Origin of the sequence: Caballeronia sp. LZ035 (assembly GCF_031451175.1) — a bacterium.
GTDB lineage: Bacteria > Pseudomonadota > Gammaproteobacteria > Burkholderiales > Burkholderiaceae > Caballeronia.
The window spans coordinates 1031934-1049642 of record NZ_JARUXS010000004.1 but is presented as its reverse complement, the minus strand read 5'-3'; the positions used below and the strand labels follow the sequence as shown (position 1 = coordinate 1049642).

The window sequence follows — 17709 nt, the reverse complement described above, 5'->3', positions numbered from 1 at the left end:
TGCCGTCGTCACTCAACGAGCCTCACTCGACAAGGGGGCACACGTGAACGCATATGAACACCGCAAGGTCGCTTGCGGTGCGATGGGCATTGCCTGTCGCCTGGCGGCCTTTGGTCTGGCAGCGATCCGGTTGGCTCATGCGAGCCGAGCCTGACCGAACGGCACGCCATGCTTCCCCGTCCCGATACCGATACCCTGCCCAGCGTCGCACGACGCATGGAAGCGGGGCGGATGTTGATGCAAGGGGCGTCGGTGGAAGCGGTGGCGGATGCGTTGCATCTGTCGGTACAGACGGTGCGACGCTACAAGGCGCTCCTTGAAGAAGGCGGTCTCGATGCGCTCGGGAAAATGGCCGTGGGCGGGCGAGCTTCGGCGCTGGATCGCGCGGCACTCGAGTGGATAGCGGAGGCGTTGCAGGGATCGGCGCGCGTGCACGGCTTCGAGAGCGACGCGTGGACCAATGCGAGGTTGCGTGAGCTGATCGAGCGGCGCTACGGGGTGCGTTATTCACGCGTGTATGTGTGGCAGATTGCGACTAACCTCGGGTTGGGGCATTTGTTGTCGAAGTCGCGGCGGTAAGGGGCGTCGTGCGGGACTTCATTGTCGGTACGGTCCTGATACTCCAGCACGCCTGGTGCCGAAGTGACGCCTCCGCCATCGATCAATCCTTCACGCTCTTCATCAGGATGATTGCCTTGGCTAAGTGCATCGACGAGCTCGGAAAGAGTGGGTTGGAAGAGGAACGGCGCAATGGAGGAATGCAGCTAGTGGGCGTGGCCTCCCTGGCTTCCGTCTGCGCAATGGCGCTGCGGTCCTGAGCACGTTGATTGGCGTGAGTGTTCGCACCCGATGAACCGGGAGCACAGCCCGGCGTGTCGGTGCATCGCGTGTGATTGTGGGCATGAAGGCTCCCGGTCATCGTCTTGCGGCTCCGCCATATAGAGATCTAAGCGTCAACGTTTCGTGCGGGTCGAAATTAGAGATCCTTGCTGATCGACGACACCGCGTCGTGTCGCCTCGTGCTTCGCTACCTTAATGGGCGGTCGCACCAACCGGACCTCTCGATCGATGATAAGTTGCCTTTGAAGGAACGGCAGAATCCCTACGTACGTCTTGACCCAATCCTCATCCAGATAGTCCCGATAGCAAAGGCAACCAGAAATCCAAAGCTTTAGACTCCCGCTTTCAATTCCTTTTGCTTCCTCTGGTGAAACTTGAAAGCCATATTCGAGACTATGATTCTCACTTGTGTCAGTCACCACGCCGAAGATTCCAAGCGCTTCAGCAAGACCGCGTCTGTATTCTGGAACGTAGTCGTAGATGGGTTCTTCAGGAAACGTTCGAGAAATCGCATGTGCGTGCCGGACCTGGGTAATCTCAGCCGTTGTCGCTCCATGGTTATTTAACCGAAAGAACACCGAGCATTCGAGAGTGCCATCTTTGCGCTTGCCTACAACCTTGAACTGCATCAACTTCACAATAAATCGAGGACGTTGCTCAGTCGAGGCGATGTCGGCACTCTTTCGAGCCGCCTCGGCACTTTCCTCAGAAGATCGAGCTGATTTCCACGCGACGTAACCCAGCACAAGGTTTGCGACCACGGTTATCCCAACTTGGAGCCAGTCCGTCAGACCAGGTCCAGAGCCTTTTTCGATCACATTGGCGATGACTTCGGTAAGCTGCTGAGGAGCCAACGACAGGAGCGAAGCCGTTGAAGCAGGCGGAGCCTCCAACTTTCCAAACAGCAATTGCGGCTGAAGGATACTCACTCATTTTTCAACTTTATCCATCGGTCGAACAGCGATTTCCCTCGGAGACCCAAGATCGTGAAAGTGCATACGACGACCAGCATCAGCACATCGCCACCAAACATTTGCGTCTTCTGGTTCAGGATGGCCGTCTTGAGTGGTTGACTGCGCTCATAGCGCACTTCGAGCCGATCCCCGATTTCCACCGGATACGAACTGCTGCCGGGAAAGGAAATGCGTTCGCCCTTGTCGGTCGTGAATATCACCTGCGGGTGGTACCCGCCATGATTGAGCTTGACCACTTCGCCTGACGTCACCGTGGAATGCAGGAAAAATCGAATGTTCGATAAGCTGAACTGTCCGAACGAGAGGAGGATCGTCACGGCGATTCCAATCGTCAGCCAGTCAATACGCTTGACTTCAAGCCTCATGGTCCGCTTATGTCGCTGTTGGCATGGCACCTGCTCGAGGCTCCATAGCGCATGGAAAAATCACTCACCACCCAACTGTGAAATCAAACCCAATCGAACGAAATACGAAATATCCGAATCAAGCTTCATCGACTAGGAACAGAGCGGCGGCATGACGTGCATGCGTTCCGACATCCGCGCATTGACCAAACCACCTCCGCCCCAAAGCCGACACAAAAAAAAACGGGACGCCCGTAAGCGTCCCGTCATCTCCCAGGTCCAACACACGCTTCGCCCTACGCCCTCAAAAATTAAAGTTATCGATATTCGCCGCATCAAACGTCGTAGGCGGTCCGAGAATGACTTCCCCGCTCTTCCCCACGGTCCGCTTGCCCAACTTCCCAGCTTCGAACGAATCCCCTTCCTTCCCGGTAATCGTCCCCGACGCCAGATTCGCCGCCGCGAACGCCGCGAGATAACCGAGTTGACCCGGATCCCACAACTGAAACGCCTTCACGGTCCCGTTCTTCACGAACGCGCGCATCTGATTCGGCGTGCCGAGTCCCGTCACGACCACCTTGCCCTTGGCCGGCGAACTCGAGATATAGCGTGCCGCAGCCGCAATCCCCACCGACGTCGGCGCGACAATGCCCTTCAGATTCGGATAAGCCTGCAACAGACCCTGCGTTTCGACGAATGATTTCTGATCGTCGTCATTGCCGTAGGCAATCTTCACGAGCTTCATCTTCGCGTACTCGGGTTTCTTCAACTCCTCCTGCATCCACTTGATCCACGTATTCTGGTTAGTGGCATTCGGCGTCGCCGACAAAATCGCGAACTCGCCCTCGCCGCCGATCAACTTGGACAACAACTGAATCTGCCCACGTCCGATCGCCTCCGAATCCGCCTGATTCACAAAAATCTGCCTTCCATCCGGCGCAGTATCGGAGTCGAACGTGACGACCTTGATTCCCTGCGACATCGCCTTCTTCAGATACGGCACGACCGCATTCGCATCGTTGGCGGCGATGACGATCGCGTTCTGCCGCTGCGTAATGAGCGTGTTGATATAACTCACCTGCGACGAAGCCCCCGCATCCGACGGCCCCACGACCTTGCCATCGCCCTTCATCTCCTTGATCGCCGCCATGCCGCCGTCATCGGCGATGACTTCGTACGGGTTGTTGATCTGCTTCGGCAGGAAGGCGATCTTCAGGCCGCTCTTGACCTCGGCGGCGGTGGCCGTCAGCGCGACGGTCACCGCAAGAACAGCCGCCGCCACGGCCGGGCCGCGCGGGAATCGAATGAGCTTCTTCATGTCGTAATGTCTCCTGTCATTGCGCGCGGACAGCGGTAAAGCCAATCCTTGCGCTGGTTATCGACGAGCACCGCCAGTCATTCAGTCACGCCCCGGAGCATCAGGCGTTTCTCGCGCACGGCCCGCCAGCGCGCCACGAGATTCGGAATCAGCACCGACGAAAGCAACAACGCCCCCGTCACGATGGTCAGCGTCTCGCTCGAAACATCCGCAAGCGTCAGCGCATTGCGCAGCACGCCGATGATCACGAGCGACAGCAGCACGCCCACCATCGAGCCGCGTCCGCCAAAAATGCTCACGCCGCCGAACAGCACCGCCGCGATCACCGAGAGCTCGAAGCCTTCGCCGTTGTCGCCGCGTGCGCTCGTGAAGCGCAGCGTGTAGACGATGCCCGCGAGCGCCGCCATCGCCCCCGACATCATGAAAAGCCTGAGCTTGGTCCTCGCCACGTCGATGCCCGAGAACTGCGCGGCCGTCGGATTTGCGCCGATCGCGAACAGGCTGCGGCCGAACGGCGTCGCCTGCAACAGCACCGTGAAGATCACCGCGCCCGCGATCACGAGAATGAAGGGCATCGGCAGAAACGTATCGCCCAGCGTATTGATGCCGAATGCCGTGTACGCCGCCGGAAAATCCGCGATGGCCTGATCGCCGAGCAGCACGTACGCCAGGCCGCGAAACAGCGCGAGCGTGCCGATCGTCACCGCCAGCGAGGGCAGGTTGAAGCGCACGATCACCAGACCGTTCAACAAGCCCGCCAGCGTGCCGAACAGCAGCACGAGCACGATGACCAGCGGCATCGGCAGGCCCATGTGCCAGAGCACGCCCATCAGCGCGCTGGATGCGCCGAGCACCGAAGCCACCGAAAGATCGATCTCCGCCGCGACGATGATGAGCGTCATCGGCAGCGCGATCAGCGCGATCTCGGTGAAGTCGGCGAGCATGTTCGACACGTTGGCTGCCGAGAGAAACAGCGGCGACAGCACACGCCCCGCCGCGAGCGACACCACCAGCACGATGACAAGCATCGCTTCCCATTGCAGATGCCGGCGGCGGCTCGTCGAGAGTGCGGAATCCGGTTTAGCCATGATCGCGTTTCCTCATCATGCGGCGCGCCACTGAACGCGCGAGCAAGGTATCGAGCGCGATCGCCGCGACGATCAGCGCACCCTGAATGGCCTGCTGCCAGAACGGCGACACGCGCAGCACCACCAGCGCGATGTTGATGACGCCCAGCACCAGCGCGCCGAGCGTCGCACCCGCGATGGTGCCGACGCCGCCCGTGATCGCCACGCTGCCGACCACCGCCGCCGCCACCACCTGCAGCTCGATGCCCTTCGCGGTGCTGGCATCGACGGTGCCGAAGCGCGCGAGCCACAGCACGCCGGCCAGGCCCGCAATCGCGCCGGACAACAGGAAGCCGATCATTACGCGCCGGTCCACGCGGATGCCGGCAAGCCGCGCGGCCTCGGGATTCGAGCCGATCGCGTAGTGCTCGCGCCCGCCGCGATACTGCTTCAGATACACCGACAACCCGATCAGCACGACAAGCGCGATCAATACGAGGTTCGGGACGCCGAGCAGCGAGCCGGTGGCGATCGCCGCGAAGGCATCCGGCAAACTCGTTGCGTTGATCTGGCCGCCGTGGACCCATGCGTAATCGGCGCCGCGCACGATGTAGAGCGTCGAGAGCGTCGCGACGAGCGAAGGCACGCGACCGAACGTGACGAGCACGCCGTTCACCCCGCCGATCACACCGCCAATGCCGATACCCGCGAGCAGCGCGACGATCACCGGTACATGCGGGAACATGACGAACAGGCTGCCGACCGCATACGCGCTCACGCCGACGATCGACGCCACCGAGAGATCGATATGCCGCATCAGCATGACGATCGTCATGCCCGCCGTCAGCAGGCCGATGATCGCGACGTTCAGCAGCACGTCGCGCAGGTTCTGCAGGTTCAGGAAGTCCGGCTTGGCCGCCGCCGTCGCGCCGATCAGCACGAGCAGCACGATGAAGAGCGTCAGTTCGCGGCTCTTCGCGATGGAAACCGCGATACTGTCGCGCTTGGTTTCGGTGGGCGGCATCGCGGGCAGCGTCGGAGAATGTCGTGTCATCATGCGGCGCGCCCCAGATTCTGCGGCGACGCGCCCAGTGCGGCGCCCATCACCCGTTCTTCGTTGGCATCCGCGCGGGCGATGTCCGCGCTGATGCGCCCTTCGTGCATCACGAGCACGCGGTCCGCCATGCCAAGCACTTCCGGCAGTTCGCTCGATATCATCAGCACGGCCATGCCCTCCTTCACCAGTTCCGCCAGCGTGCGGTACACCTCGGCCTTCGCGCCGACGTCGATGCCGCGCGTCGGTTCATCGATGATCAGCACCTTCGGATTCGTCGCCAGCCATTTGCCGAGCACGACCTTCTGCTGATTGCCGCCCGACAGCGTGCCGACCGGCGCATCGAGATCGCTGGCCTTCAGGCGCAGACGCTTGCCCCAGTCGGCCGCCAGCGACGACTCGCTGCGCGCCGTAATGAGCCCATGCCGCATCAGGCGTCCGAGCACCGTCAGCGACGCATTGCGCGCAATGCTCAGTTCCAGCGCGAGCCCTTGCGCGCGACGGTCCTCCGGCACCAGCGCGAGGCCCGCGCGCACGGCGGCAGCCGGCCGGCCGAGCACGAGCTTCTTGCCCGCGATCTTTACTTCGCCACCATCCACCGGATCGACGCCGAAGATCGCGCGCGCCACTTCGCTGCGCCCCGCGCCGACCAAACCCGCCAGCGCGACGATCTCGCCCGCGCGCACATCGAAGGAAATGTTCCTGAACACGCCCTGGCGCGTGAGATTGCGCACCGAGAGCCGCACGTCGCCGGGCGCGACATCGGCTTTCGGATAGAAGGTGTCGAGGTCGCGGCCCACCATCCGGCTGACAATCGCGTCGATGTTCATGTCCGGCGTGAGCGCGTCGTACACCTTCATGCCGTCGCGCATGATCGTCATGCGCTGCGTCAGCGCGAACACTTCGTCCAGACGATGCGTGATGAAGAGGATGGCCACATCGCGCTCGCGCAGCGCGCGCACGATCGCAAACAGCCGCTCCACTTCCGGCAGCGAAAGCGCGGCGGTCGGCTCGTCCATGATGAGCACGTTCGCGTCCAGCGAAAGCGCCTTGGCAATCTCCACCACCTGCTGATCCGCAATCGACAGCCCGCGCACCAGCCGCTGCGCTCGCAGGCTCACGCCGAGCGACACGAGCAGCGCGTCCACTTCGCGATGCATCTCGTCGTAGCGGATGCGGCCCAGGCGGTCGCGCGGCTGCCGGCCCATGTAGATGTTCTCTGCGATCGAGAGATCGGCAAAGAGCGTCGGCTCCTGATAGATCACCGCGATACCGGCATCGCGCGCCTCGGCCGGATTGGCGAAGCGGCGCGCGATGCCTTCGACGCGCAGCTCGCCCGCATCGGGCTGATAGACGCCGGCGAGCAGCTTGACGAGCGTCGACTTGCCCGCGCCGTTCTCGCCGAGCAGCGCATGCACTTCGCCGGGAAAGAGTTGCAGGCTGCCGTCGCCGAGCGCGCGCACGCGGCCGAACGACTTGCTCGCGTGCAGCAGTTCGAGACGGGGTGTCATGGTCATGGCGATGCCCTCTTCAGATCCGGTAAATGCGCTCGGCGTTGCGCACGAACAGCGCGTCCTTCTCGCTGTCGCTCGCCCCGCCGACGATCCGCGCATACGCGTTCCACAAGCCGGTGTACGTGCCGAACAACCGGTCCACCGGAAAGTTCGACGCGAACATCGCGCGCTCGCAGCCGAACGTGTCGATGCATTCGTGCACGTAGGGCCGCAGGCTTTCGATGGTCCAGTCGTGGTCGAACATCGCGAAGCCGCTCAGCTTGACCGCGACGTTCGGGCACGCGGCCAGGAGGCGCATGCCGTCGCGCCATTCGCGGTAGCCGCGCGTCGCGTTGCGATCGACGAACATGCCCGCGTGGTTGACGATGAACTGCGTATCGGCGTGCTCGCGCGCAAGCTCCGCCGCCTCCGCCATCTGCGACGGATACAGTTGCAGGTCGAACGACATGCCGTAGCGTCGCAGCAAGCCGAAGTGCTCGCGCCATTGCGGCTCGCGCATGTAATGGCGGCCGACGTAGTCGTACAGCCGGTCGTCATGCACGTTGAGAATCTGACGGATGCCGCGCGTATTGGCAAAGGCGGCATGGGCTTCGAGCACGGCCGGCGCATCGTCCGCCGAAAGATCCGCGCCCGCCACGATGCCGTTCGGCATGCCGCGCCCTTCGACATCCGCGATGCCCTGCAGCCAGCGCGTTTCCTCCACCGGATCGGCGGGATCGTGATTGGCGTCCACGTGCACGATTTTCAGGACCTGGATGTCCTCGGCATCGCGCAACAGATCGCCGAGCAGATAGTCATGCTTCAGTTTGCGCGCATCGCCGACGAAGGAGGTCTGCGGGTTCGCGAGCCAGGGGTAATGATGCGTGGACAGATCCCACAGATGGAGATGCGGATCGACGACCTGCATGGTTGCGCTCCTCGCGAAAGCGGCCAGGGTTTCAGGGTAGATGGAAGACCGGCGTCAGGGGCACGCTGACAGGCGCGTGGTCGTCGTGTGTTTCCATCAACTCGGCCATGCTGTCCCACCACGTGCGCATGATGGGCAGCATCGGCAGCGCATCGACGGTGTGGTCGGCCGTGCGCGCGTAGAGGGCGAAGAGATGTCCGGTCGATTCGTCGAGAAAGATGCGGTAATCGCGGATGCCCGCGGCATGCAGTGCATCGGCCAGTTCCGGCCAGATCTCACGATGCCGCCTTGCGTATTCCTCGTGCATGCCCGGTTTCAGGGTCATGCGAAATGCCACTGTCTCCATGGCGGACCGCCTTGTTCTGATTGAGTGTTTCCCTGTGTCCGGGACTCGTTGTGCTGCGACTATAATTCGCCGACCGATAACACGACAATCCGATTGCAGGATTGGCCGATCGCAAAAACGTATCGCAGCGCCCTATCATCGCGCGCTTTCACGCGGACTGTCGAATGAACGAGATTGCGTCCCACACTGTGTCGCCGAGCATTTCCCCAAGCGCCTTGGTCAACCGCCTGAAGTTCAAGCATCTCGCGCTGCTGGTCGCCCTCGACGATGCCCGCAACCTGCATCAGGCCGCCGAAACCATCAACGTGGCGCAGCCGAGCGCAAGCCGCATGCTGGGCGACATCGAGGAAGCGTTCGGCTTCCTGCTGTTCGAGCGCAATGCGCGCGGCATGCAGCCGACACCGCTCGGCATGGCGGCGCTGGCTTATGCACGCCGCTCGCTTGCGGACCTCACGCGCTTTGCCGAAGACCTCGACGCCAAGCGTCGCGGGGGTCACGGCCAGTTGACCGTAGGCGCGATCATGGGCGCCGCCCCCGACGTACTGGCCATGGCCGTCACCGAACTGAAAGTCGAACGGCCGTTGCTGAACGTGCGCATTCTCGGCGAAACCAGCGATCAGGTCGTGCAGTTGCTGCATCGCCGCGAAGTAGACCTCGCGCTCGGACGGCTGACCACGCCGCTGCAACACAACGATTTCGACTTCGAGCCGCTCGCTCGTGAAGCCATGCGGCTCGTCGTGCGCGCGAGCCATCCGCTGGCCGGAAAGAGCGCGCTCTCGCTCGAACAACTGGTGGGCTGGCCATGGATCCTCCAGCCGATCACGAGCCCCGCGCGCGCCCTCTTCGAAGACGAACTCGCGCGTGCGCGACTCAGCTCGCCGGCGAACATCGTGGAATGCGCATCGATCTTCGCGACCCTTCAGCTGCTGCAGAACGGCGAAGCCGTCGCGATGCTGCCCGAGTCCGTCGTGCGCGACTATCTGCGCGCGCAGTTGCTGGTGGAACTGCCGATCGAGGTCGGCAAGAGCCTGTCGGGCTTCGGGCTGCTGCGCCGCCGCTTCGAAACCTTGAGCGAGCCCGCCGAGTATTTCATCGCGCTGCTGCGCAAGTATTCCGCTTCGGCGAATCTCTGAATCGCGTCATTGCAGATTCACGAACAACCCGCCATCGACCAGCAAGGACGCGCCCGTCACATAGCGCGCACGGTCCGAACCGAGGAACACCACGAATTGCGCGACGTCGTCGGGATCGCCCAGGCGGCCAAGCGGAATGCGCTTCTCCATGTAGGCGCGCTTGTCGGGATCGGCGAGATCCTCGGCGTTGAGATCCGTGGCGATGGTGCCCGGCATCACCGAATTGCAGCGAATGCCATACGGTCCGAGCGCGATCGCGCACGACTGCATCAGCGAATGCACGCCTGCCTTGGTCGGTGTGTAATGCGTCTGCATGCCGCCGCCGACGAGCGCGCTGATCGAACTCGTCGCAACAATCGCCCCGCCCGTGCCCTGCGATTTCATCTGGTTCGCCACCGCCTGCGTCACGTAGAACGCGCCGTTCAGGTTCACGGCGACCGTGGTTTCATACACGGCGGGCGGCATGTCGAGAAACGCATGAAACGGGCAGATGCCGGCGTTGCTGGACAACACGTCGATGTGCCCGAACGCCTCCACCGTGCGCCGGACCAGTTCGGCGCCGGTGTCGCGTTCAGCGACATTGCCCTCCACGGCAATCGCGCGGCGTCCCAGCGCCTCGATCTCGTCGACGATCGATTCCACCGCCGACCCGCGGCCATAGGAACGGTCGTTGTCGCCCCAGTAGTTGATGGCGACGTCCGCGCCTTCGCGGGCGCTGGCCAGCGCAATCGCCCGGCCGATGCCGCGCGATCCGCCCGTCACCACGACGACCTTGTTCTCAAGCAGCATGACGTCCTCTTCCTCTTCAATGGGTATAAGGCCGTTCGAGCTTGCATTCGGGATTGAGCCGCACGCCGAAGCCCGGCGTCTCCGGCACCTTCATGCGGCCGTTCACCGGCACGGGTTCGTCGAGCAGCAGCGGGTTGAACATCGGCACCACCTGGTCGGCCTTGGGCGCCATCATCAGGAACTCGGCAAACGGCGAGTTGTGACGCGTGACGACGAAATGATAGCTGTACACCGACGAACCATGCGGCACGACCAGCACGTTGTGCGCATCCGCGAGCGCCGAAATCTTGATGAGCTCCGTGATGCCGCCGCACCAGCCCACGTCCGGCTGCACCAGGTCCGCGCAGCCCATCTCGAACAGCATGCGAAAGCCCCAGCGAGTCGCCTCGTGCTCGCCGGTCGACACCATCATGCCGCCCGGCACGCTGCGGCGCAGTTCGGCATAGCCCCAGTAGTCGTCGGGCGGCAGCGCTTCCTCGATCCACTTCAGTCCGTATTCGCGCGCCGCGTGCGCCAGCCGCTTGGCGTAGTTCAGATCGAGGCTCATCCAGCAGTCGAACATCAGCCAGAAGTCGTCGCCCACCTTCGAGCGCATGTCCGCCAGCTTGGCGAGATTCTTCGAGAGGCCTTCCTCGCCTTCCGCCGGACCGTGCTGCAACGGCATCTTGCCCCCGAGGAAGCCCATCTGCTTCGCCAGATCGGGCCGCGCGCCGGTGGCGTAGAACTGGAGTTCGTCGCGCACCGGGCCGCCGAGCAGCTGGAACACCGGCTCCTTGCGCACCTTTGCGAGCAGGTCCCACAACGCGAGATCGACGCCCGAGATCGCGTTCAGCACAATGCCCTTGCGTCCGTAGTAGAGCGTCGCGTTGAACATCTGATCCCACATTTTCTCGATGTCGGTCACGCGCTGTCCTTCCAGAAAGCGCGCCAGATGCTTCTCGACGATGAACGCGCCGATCTCGCCGCCCGTCGTCACCGCGAAGCCTACCGTGCCGTCGCTCGCCTCGATCTCCACCACCAGCGAGCCCAGCACGTTCAGGCCAAACGACTGGCGGCTCTTGCGGTACTCGGGATAGCGTGCCATCGGCGTGGCAATGTGGTCGTCGATCCAGTGATCGGCGCCCTGATCGTGATAGTCGGCGCCGCCGCCGCGAACCGTGAAGGCGCGCACCTGGCGAATCGTGGGCATGGACATGGTCTGCTCCGTGTTGGGCTGAGTGTTTCAGAAGGTTCAGGATGCGCGGGCGTTGCGGGCGCGCGCATCGGCAAGCGTGAGGTCGCGGTGCGGACGCACCATCACGACGATGATCAGCGCCGCCAGCACGCTCGCGCCGCCGAGCACCATGAGGCCGGCGCCGGTCGAATGCAGGGCGGCGTCGGCGGCGGTGCGGGCCATCGGCGCGAAGAAACCGCCGAGTCCGCCGAGCGAGTTGATCAGCGCGATGCCGGCCGCGGCGGCCGCGCCGGTCAGATAACGCGTCGGAAACGTCCAGAACAGCGGCTGCGCGGCAATGAAGCCGCTCGCCGCGCAGCACAGGGCGACCAGCGAGATAGCCGGCTGCGCCGTCATCCCCGACACGGCGATCGCGATGCCCGACATCAGCAGCAATGCGACAGCGCACACGCGATGCCGCCCCGTGCGGTCGGCGTAGCGCGGCACGATCCACGTGACGATCACGGCGACCAGCCACGGCAGCGCCGTCACCAGTCCGACGCGCAAACCCACCTTGGTGCCAAGCAGCGCCGCCACTTGCTGCGGCAGATAGAACACGACGCCGTACACGGCGGCCTGGATCAGAAAGTACACGCAGCACAGCACCAGCACGCGCGCATCGACGAGCGACGCCAGTACGCTGCGCGGGCCGTGCGAGGACGCGAAGCGGGCGTCGTCGGCGAGTCGGGCGACGAGCGTGGCGCGTTGCTCTGGTGTGAGCCAGCGGGCGCGGGCGGGATCGTCGTCGAGATACCAGAAGGCCCATACGCCGACGATCGATGCCAGCAGCCCTTCGACCAGAAACAGCCATTGCCAGCCGTTCAGCCCGGCTGCGCCATGCAGATCGAGTAACAGGCCGGACAGCGGCGCGCCGAAGATGAACGCGAGCGGCGCGCCGAAGTAGAACACGCCGAGCGCGCGCGCCCGCGCCGACTGCGGAAACCAGCGCGTCAGGTAATAGACGATGCCCGGAAAAAAGCCCGCTTCCGCCACGCCGAGCAGAAAGCGCAAGGTATAGAAGCTGGTTGCGTTGTGCACGAAGGCCATCGACGCCGAGACGAGCCCCCATGTGACCATGATGCGGCACATCCACAGCTTCGCGCCGACGCGATGCAGCAGCAGATTGCTCGGCACCTCGAAGATCGCGTAGCCGATGAAGAACACGCCCGCGCCGAAGGCAAACGCGGCATTCGACAGCCCGGTGTCCTGTTGCAATGCCTTCTGCGCGAAGCCGATGTTGGCGCGGTCGAGAAACGCCAGCACGTACATCAGCAACAGGAACGGCAGCAGCCGGCGCATCACGCGCGACGTGACGGCGCCTTCCGCGCGTGCGGAGTCATCCATGTCTCTCTCCAGAAGCGCCGCGCAGAAAAGCGCGGCGGCCGTCCGCTCTAGTAGGTGGCGCGTCCGCCCGACAGGTCGAACACCGCGCCCGTGCTGAACGCGCAGTCTTCGGAGGCGAGCCACAGGATCAGCGAGGCGGCCTCGTGCGGCAGCAGGAAGCGGTTCATCGGGATTTTGGAGAGCATGTAGTCGATGTGCTGCTGCGACATCGAATCGAAGATTTCGGTCTTGGCGGCCGCGGGCGTGACCGCGTTGACGAGAATGTTCTTGCCGGCGAGTTCCTTGCCGAGCGACTTGGTCAGCCCGATCAGCCCGGCCTTCGACGCGCTGTAGTGCGACGCGTTCGGATTGCCTTCCTTGCCGGCGATCGACGCAATGTTGACGATGCGTCCATAGCCGCCCTTCAGCATGTGCGGCACGACCGCGCGGCAGGTCAGATACGGGCCGATCAGATTGACATCGATCACGCGACGCCACACATCGGGTGCGAGTTCCCAGGTGCTGCCGTTGCCGCCGGTGATGCCCGCATTGTTGACCAGCACGTCGATCCGGCCGTGCGCGGCGAGCGTTTTCTTGACGGCGGCGTCGACGGAGGCTTCGTCGGTGAGTTCGACGACCGCGTCGCTGACGCGGCGTCCGGGGTGTTGCGCCGTCAGATCGGCGCTGGTGCGTTGCAGGCGTTCGGCGTCCGCGTCCCAGAGGGCAACATCGGCGCCCGAGTCCAGCGCCCGTTCCGCAACCGCGAGGCCGATGCCTCGCGCGCCGCCCGTGATGATGACCGTGCGTTCAGCCAGATCGATACGGTTCATGCGTTGTCTCCTTTTCGTTGTTTCGTTGTTTCGTTGGTCTTATGGCCGGTTCATGCCGTGGGAAGCACTATAGTCCGGCGCCAATAGCGGAACAATTCGAAAGGGCGATCGTTCGATAGCAAAAGTGAATCGAACGATGAGTGGCGGGGGTGTCTGTCTGGAATCAGCGAGCGTGCCGCCGTCTTTGATGGGGCTGGGAGCGCCTGGCAACCTGCATGAAGCGATTCTCTGCAGGAGAGGCGTGGTCCCTGAAATTTCTGTCCGCGAAGCGCGCGAATGCAAAAAGCGCGGCGACGCCCATGGGGCTTACTAATAGTACGGCTAGCAACACGATTTCCACTCCACGCTGACCTGATTAAAGTTTAATCCGTCGCGTGACGCCAATTGTCGTCAAATTCGATAAAACTCCGTTCATCCTTCACGAATTGCGCGGCTATTTCATCCAGACCGTCAGCTTCCGGAACGCCGTGGTGAACGCTCGGGCACGCGCGTTGCTCAAGCCAGCGGCCGTCGGTTGAATCGCGCATGCCGCGCGCACGACGATCACTCATACACAAGAAAGCATGTTCACACCGAAAGCCTGTACCGCCACCTGCGTTCTCGACGGGATGCCCGTCACGCTCACCTACTACCCCGACACCACGCTGCTGCGCATCACCGAAGCCAACGGGCGTTGCGTGCGCGAAACCCGCTGGCCTGCGCCGTGGCGCACGCTGCTCGCGACACTGCGCGAATTCAGCGGCAACAGCGGCGAGCACGAACTGTCGGCCCTGCTCGACGAGATTCCCGCTGCGCCCGCGCCCGCCCGATCGCGCGTGGCCGCGCTGGCGTGACTCCGACGCCGCCGTATAACCCTGTCGATCAACCCTTGCGAGGCTCGCGCCTCGCTCAACGCTGCAAGAAGAGGAAACAATGGCAACCGGTACTGTGAAGTGGTTCAACGACGCAAAGGGCTTTGGCTTCATCCAGCCGGACGACGGCACGCCCGACGTGTTCGCGCATTTTTCGGAAATCCGCGCTGACGGTTTCAAGTCGTTGCAAGAGAACCAGCGTGTGATGTTCGAAGTGCGCCAGGGACCGAAGGGTCTTCAGGCCGCCGAGATTCAGCCGCAATAAGGCACGAGCAACGCGGGCGCGGCGCCGAAGGAATGCTTCCGGCGCCCGGTCGTCCGCTTTGTCAGAGGAATTCTTTTTTCTCAACTCAATCAATGCATTACGCGTTTTTTCCCTGCACTTTTTGAGTGCACTCGGCCGCGCCGTTTACAATGTGGGTTCGACTGCGCCTGGCCGATCGTCGCGCCAGACTGTTCCCTCCCGCAGTCCCACTTTTCTCTCCGCTGGCGGTATGGTCACTGAAACGTCTTCTTCGGAATCACTCGCCGTCGCTGAACGCGTGCGCGAGCTCATGGGCCGTCATGGCATCGGCAAGCGGCAACAGACCGCTGAGTTGTGCCGCATTCTCGATCTGAGTTTTTCGCAAGGTCACCGCAAGTTGCGCGGCAACAGTCCGTGGACGCTCGCGCAAATCCGCCGGGTCGCCGACGCTTTCGACGAACCCGCCCTCAAGCTGTTCGATTCCATCAACACGCGCCCCGACGAAACCGAAGGCACCGCGCACGACGCCGTCTTCAAACTCGGTTCGGTGGAAATTCCCTGCATGGCGTGGGTCGGCAATGCGCTGGACCCGGGCAGCCGGCCGGACTTCATTGCGCAGAAACTCAACGGCCGCTGGATCGTCAGCAAGCATGAAGGCGTGTTGCTGCACGAGGCGAGCGACGTTCACAAGATCGAAATCCAGCCGCGCCGCCCGGACACGGACAAGCCCATGATTGCCGTGGTCGATGATGACCACGCCTCCGCCGACAACCTCCACGACTATCTGGAAGCCACCGGTTTCGGCGCGATGGCCTTCTATGGTCTCGACGCCTTCCTCGAAGCCTTGCAAACGCAGGTTTTCGATGCCGTGGTGATCGACTGGCTGTTCGGCGTGCATACCTCGGCGGGCGCGATTCGCGCGGTGCGGGAATCGGACAATCCGGATGCGCCGATCTTCGTGCTCACTGGCGAACTGACCACGGGCAAGGCGAGCGAATCGGAGATCAGCCAGCTGATTCGCGACTACAACGCGACGTGTTTCGAAAAGCCCGCCCGGCTCGGCATTCTGGTGGCGGACCTCTCCAAGCGCCTGATGCGCAGCTAAGCGCGCCGCCGGGCCTCCGTCACGTCGCGCGCCGCCGCGCCATCACCGCGCGGTGCACGGCGCCTTTCAGCACTTCATAGCGCACCGGTTTCAGCAAATAGTCGAAGAACAGAATGGCCGCGCTCGGGTCCACCAGTTCGGGCGCGTACGCGCTCACCGCGATGATCGGCACGCTGGCGCCCGGCGCGATACGCGCGCGGTATTCGTTGGCGAACGAGTAACCGTCCTTGCCGGGCATGTGCAGGTCGGCCAGGATCACGTCGGCGTCGTTGGCCCGCAGCCAGGCGAGCGCGCTGTCCACCTCCGGCATCGCAACCGCGGAATAGCCCAGATGCGTGAGCATTTCGCTCAGCGATTCGCGGATCGACTCGTGGTCGTCGATGACCAGCACGCGCGACTTGCGTTGCGCCGGCGCCGCCGCGTCCAGCTCGGCGCGCGCGGGCAGATGATCGACCGACACGACCGGCAGGCTCACGCGGAACGCCGCGCCCTGGCCCACTTCGCTCGACACCGTGATCTTGCCGCCGAGCAGTTCCACCAGTCCGCGCACGATGGCGAGACCCATGCCGGCGCCGTCGAAACGCCGGGTGCTCGATGAGTCGAGTTGCGTGAACTCCTGGAAAATCAACGGCAACTGCTCGCGCGGAATGCCCGGACCCGTGTCGATGACGGAAATATCCAGGCGCTTTTCGGTGCGCATGAAATGCACTTCGACCGAACCGGTATCGGTGTACTTGATGCCGTTGGTGACGAGATTTGTGACGATCTGCCGCACGCGATGCGCATCCGATTCGAGCGGACCGCGCTCGCCCGCGAAGTCGCCGCGCAGCGCCAGCCCCTTGGCGGTCGCCGAGGACGCGTTGGCATCAACGATCGATTCGAGCAACTCGACCGGATCGAACGCCATGGTGCGCAGTTCCAGCTTGCCCGCGCCGAGCCGCGCGTAGTCGGTCAGATCGCGCATTTGCGCTTCCAGATGACGCGCGCCGGATTCCAGCCGGTGCATGATCTTGCGATCCGCGTCGCCGCGGGCGTTCAGCCCGAGCAGTTCCACCGACGACACAATGGCATGCAGCGGCGTGCGCAGCTCGTGGCTCAGCATGCCGAGGAAGGTGTCCTTGGCGACGCCCGCTTCGCGTGCTGCGCGCGTCGCCTGGTGCTCGGCCGCGAGCGCCGTGCGCTGCTGTTCGATCAGGCGCGTGCGCCGGTAGCCGTTGAACAGCAGCAGCATGGTGGCCGCAGCCGACAGGATGCCGAGCAGAATGCCGCCAAGCGTCAGATAGCGGCGCCTGGCGTCGAAGTCGCGCACGATGCTCTCGCGCTCGGCGACATCCATCAGGCGGCGCCCGCTCGCCAGCTCCGCCACGACCGGTGCATTCTGGCGCAGCACGCCGACGATGCGCAGGCTGTGTCTTCGCTCGGTCCCGAGCACATCGACGTCGCCCTGAATGGAGTCGAGCGCGGTCTGCAACTGCCGCAGGATTTCGCGCTGCCGGTTGAACAGCGCTTCATGACCGGCAGCCAGTCCCGGCGACGCCGAAACCTGCAAGAGCCGCGCGCGCAGCAGCCGATAACTCGTGCGCACGGCGTCGGCGTCTTCGTCGATGCCGTTGCGGTACAGCAGCACGTGATTCTCGAAACGCTCGTAGGCAATCTGGAACTGCGCGGCGTCCCAATACACGTCGTAGGGAACGACGAGCGTACGGGTTTCGCGCGCGAGCAGCCCCGAATAGAGCATGTAGCCCACCGCGCCGATGGGCGGCGCAATGGCGAGCGCGACCAGCGCCGCGTACCACAGGCGGCGGAACCACGGACGCGCGGCAGGTCCGCGCACGGAGAAGACGGAACTCGTCACGG

Annotated in this window: 19 protein-coding genes; 5 read left to right on the top strand and 14 right to left on the bottom strand. The window is 63.6% G+C overall.

Annotation, left to right across the window (positions count from 1 at the left end; genetic code table 11):
• Nucleotides 1–168 precede the first annotated feature (168 nt).
• Nucleotides 169–579, top strand: a complete 411-nt coding sequence (locus QCE88_RS35235) for a helix-turn-helix domain-containing protein (RefSeq protein ID WP_309910127.1) — start codon at nt 169–171, stop codon at nt 577–579.
• Between the two features lie 374 nt (nt 580–953).
• Here QCE88_RS35235 and QCE88_RS35230 read toward each other — a convergent pair whose 3' ends face one another.
• From QCE88_RS35230 to QCE88_RS35195, 8 genes are all read right to left on the bottom strand, one after another.
• The gene (locus tag QCE88_RS35230) at nt 954–1769 is read right to left on the bottom strand and encodes a hypothetical protein (protein WP_309910125.1); all 816 of its coding nucleotides are present in this window, start codon (nt 1767–1769) and stop codon (nt 954–956) included.
• Complete coding sequence (locus QCE88_RS35225; protein WP_309910123.1) at nt 1766–2179, bottom strand: DUF3592 domain-containing protein; 414 nt, start codon at nt 2177–2179, stop codon at nt 1766–1768. Before QCE88_RS35225 ends, QCE88_RS35230 begins: the two co-directional genes overlap by 4 nt.
• A 283-nt stretch (nt 2180–2462) precedes the next feature.
• A complete protein-coding gene (gene rhaS, locus QCE88_RS35220; protein WP_309910122.1) occupies nt 2463–3476 on the bottom strand; it encodes a rhamnose ABC transporter substrate-binding protein in 1014 nt (337 codons plus the stop codon).
• A gap of 77 nt (nt 3477–3553) precedes the next feature.
• Nucleotides 3554–4564, bottom strand: coding sequence for an ABC transporter permease (locus QCE88_RS35215; RefSeq protein ID WP_309910120.1), 1011 nt, complete (start codon nt 4562–4564; stop codon nt 3554–3556).
• Nucleotides 4557–5597 (bottom strand): ABC transporter permease, encoded by a 1041-nt coding sequence (locus tag QCE88_RS35210; protein ID WP_409018299.1) that lies wholly within the window; start codon nt 5595–5597, stop codon nt 4557–4559. The genes QCE88_RS35215 and QCE88_RS35210 overlap by 8 nt, the downstream gene beginning before the upstream one ends.
• Entirely contained in the window at nt 5597–7114 is a 1518-nt protein-coding gene (locus tag QCE88_RS35205; protein WP_309910118.1) for a sugar ABC transporter ATP-binding protein, read from the bottom strand. The genes QCE88_RS35210 and QCE88_RS35205 overlap by 1 nt, the downstream gene beginning before the upstream one ends.
• Before the next feature lie 13 nt (nt 7115–7127).
• The gene (locus QCE88_RS35200; protein WP_309910117.1) at nt 7128–8018 is read right to left on the bottom strand and encodes an amidohydrolase family protein; all 891 of its coding nucleotides are present in this window, start codon (nt 8016–8018) and stop codon (nt 7128–7130) included.
• A 31-nt stretch (nt 8019–8049) separates the two neighbouring features.
• Complete coding sequence (locus QCE88_RS35195; RefSeq protein ID WP_309910115.1) at nt 8050–8364, bottom strand: L-rhamnose mutarotase; 315 nt, start codon at nt 8362–8364, stop codon at nt 8050–8052.
• 164 nt (nt 8365–8528) lie between these two features.
• On the opposite strand from QCE88_RS35195, the gene QCE88_RS35190 reads away from it, so the two are divergent.
• Nucleotides 8529–9497 (top strand): LysR family transcriptional regulator, encoded by a 969-nt coding sequence (locus QCE88_RS35190; protein ID WP_309910114.1) that lies wholly within the window; start codon nt 8529–8531, stop codon nt 9495–9497.
• Nucleotides 9498–9503: 6 nt separating this feature from the next.
• Here the strand turns inward: QCE88_RS35190 and QCE88_RS35185 are convergent, their stop codons facing one another.
• The 5 genes from QCE88_RS35185 to QCE88_RS35165 all read right to left on the bottom strand — a co-directional run bounded on the left by QCE88_RS35185 (nt 9504) and on the right by QCE88_RS35165 (nt 14179).
• Complete coding sequence (locus QCE88_RS35185) at nt 9504–10286, bottom strand: SDR family NAD(P)-dependent oxidoreductase (RefSeq protein ID WP_309910113.1); 783 nt, start codon at nt 10284–10286, stop codon at nt 9504–9506.
• 16 nt (nt 10287–10302) lie between these two features.
• Nucleotides 10303–11481 (bottom strand): L-rhamnonate dehydratase, encoded by a 1179-nt coding sequence (gene rhmD, locus QCE88_RS35180; protein WP_309910112.1) that lies wholly within the window; start codon nt 11479–11481, stop codon nt 10303–10305.
• Nucleotides 11482–11517: 36 nt separating this feature from the next.
• The gene (locus QCE88_RS35175; RefSeq protein WP_309910109.1) at nt 11518–12843 is read right to left on the bottom strand and encodes an MFS transporter; all 1326 of its coding nucleotides are present in this window, start codon (nt 12841–12843) and stop codon (nt 11518–11520) included.
• A 47-nt stretch (nt 12844–12890) separates the two neighbouring features.
• Nucleotides 12891–13652: an SDR family NAD(P)-dependent oxidoreductase gene (locus QCE88_RS35170; protein WP_309910108.1), complete on the bottom strand. Its 762-nt coding sequence runs from the start codon at nt 13650–13652 to the stop codon at nt 12891–12893.
• Nucleotides 13653–14014: 362 nt separating this feature from the next.
• Nucleotides 14015–14179 (bottom strand): hypothetical protein, encoded by a 165-nt coding sequence (locus QCE88_RS35165; protein WP_309910105.1) that lies wholly within the window; start codon nt 14177–14179, stop codon nt 14015–14017.
• 36 nt (nt 14180–14215) lie between these two features.
• Here QCE88_RS35165 and QCE88_RS35160 point away from each other — a divergent pair, with 36 nt between their 5' ends.
• From QCE88_RS35160 to QCE88_RS35150, 3 genes are all read left to right on the top strand, one after another.
• On the top strand, nt 14216–14485 hold the full coding sequence (locus tag QCE88_RS35160) for a hypothetical protein (protein ID WP_309910103.1): 270 nt from the start codon (nt 14216–14218) through the stop codon (nt 14483–14485).
• Between the two features lie 79 nt (nt 14486–14564).
• On the top strand, nt 14565–14768 hold the full coding sequence (locus QCE88_RS35155; protein WP_309837892.1) for a cold-shock protein: 204 nt from the start codon (nt 14565–14567) through the stop codon (nt 14766–14768).
• Nucleotides 14769–14997: 229 nt separating this feature from the next.
• Entirely contained in the window at nt 14998–15852 is an 855-nt protein-coding gene (locus tag QCE88_RS35150) for a helix-turn-helix domain-containing protein (protein ID WP_309910101.1), read from the top strand.
• A 19-nt stretch (nt 15853–15871) separates the two neighbouring features.
• Here QCE88_RS35150 and QCE88_RS35145 read toward each other — a convergent pair whose 3' ends face one another.
• Nucleotides 15872–17707 carry an ATP-binding protein gene (locus QCE88_RS35145; RefSeq protein ID WP_309910100.1) on the bottom strand — a complete coding sequence of 612 codons (1836 nt, stop codon included), beginning with the start codon at nt 17705–17707 and terminating at the stop codon, nt 15872–15874.
• Nucleotides 17708–17709: the final 2 nt, after the last annotated feature.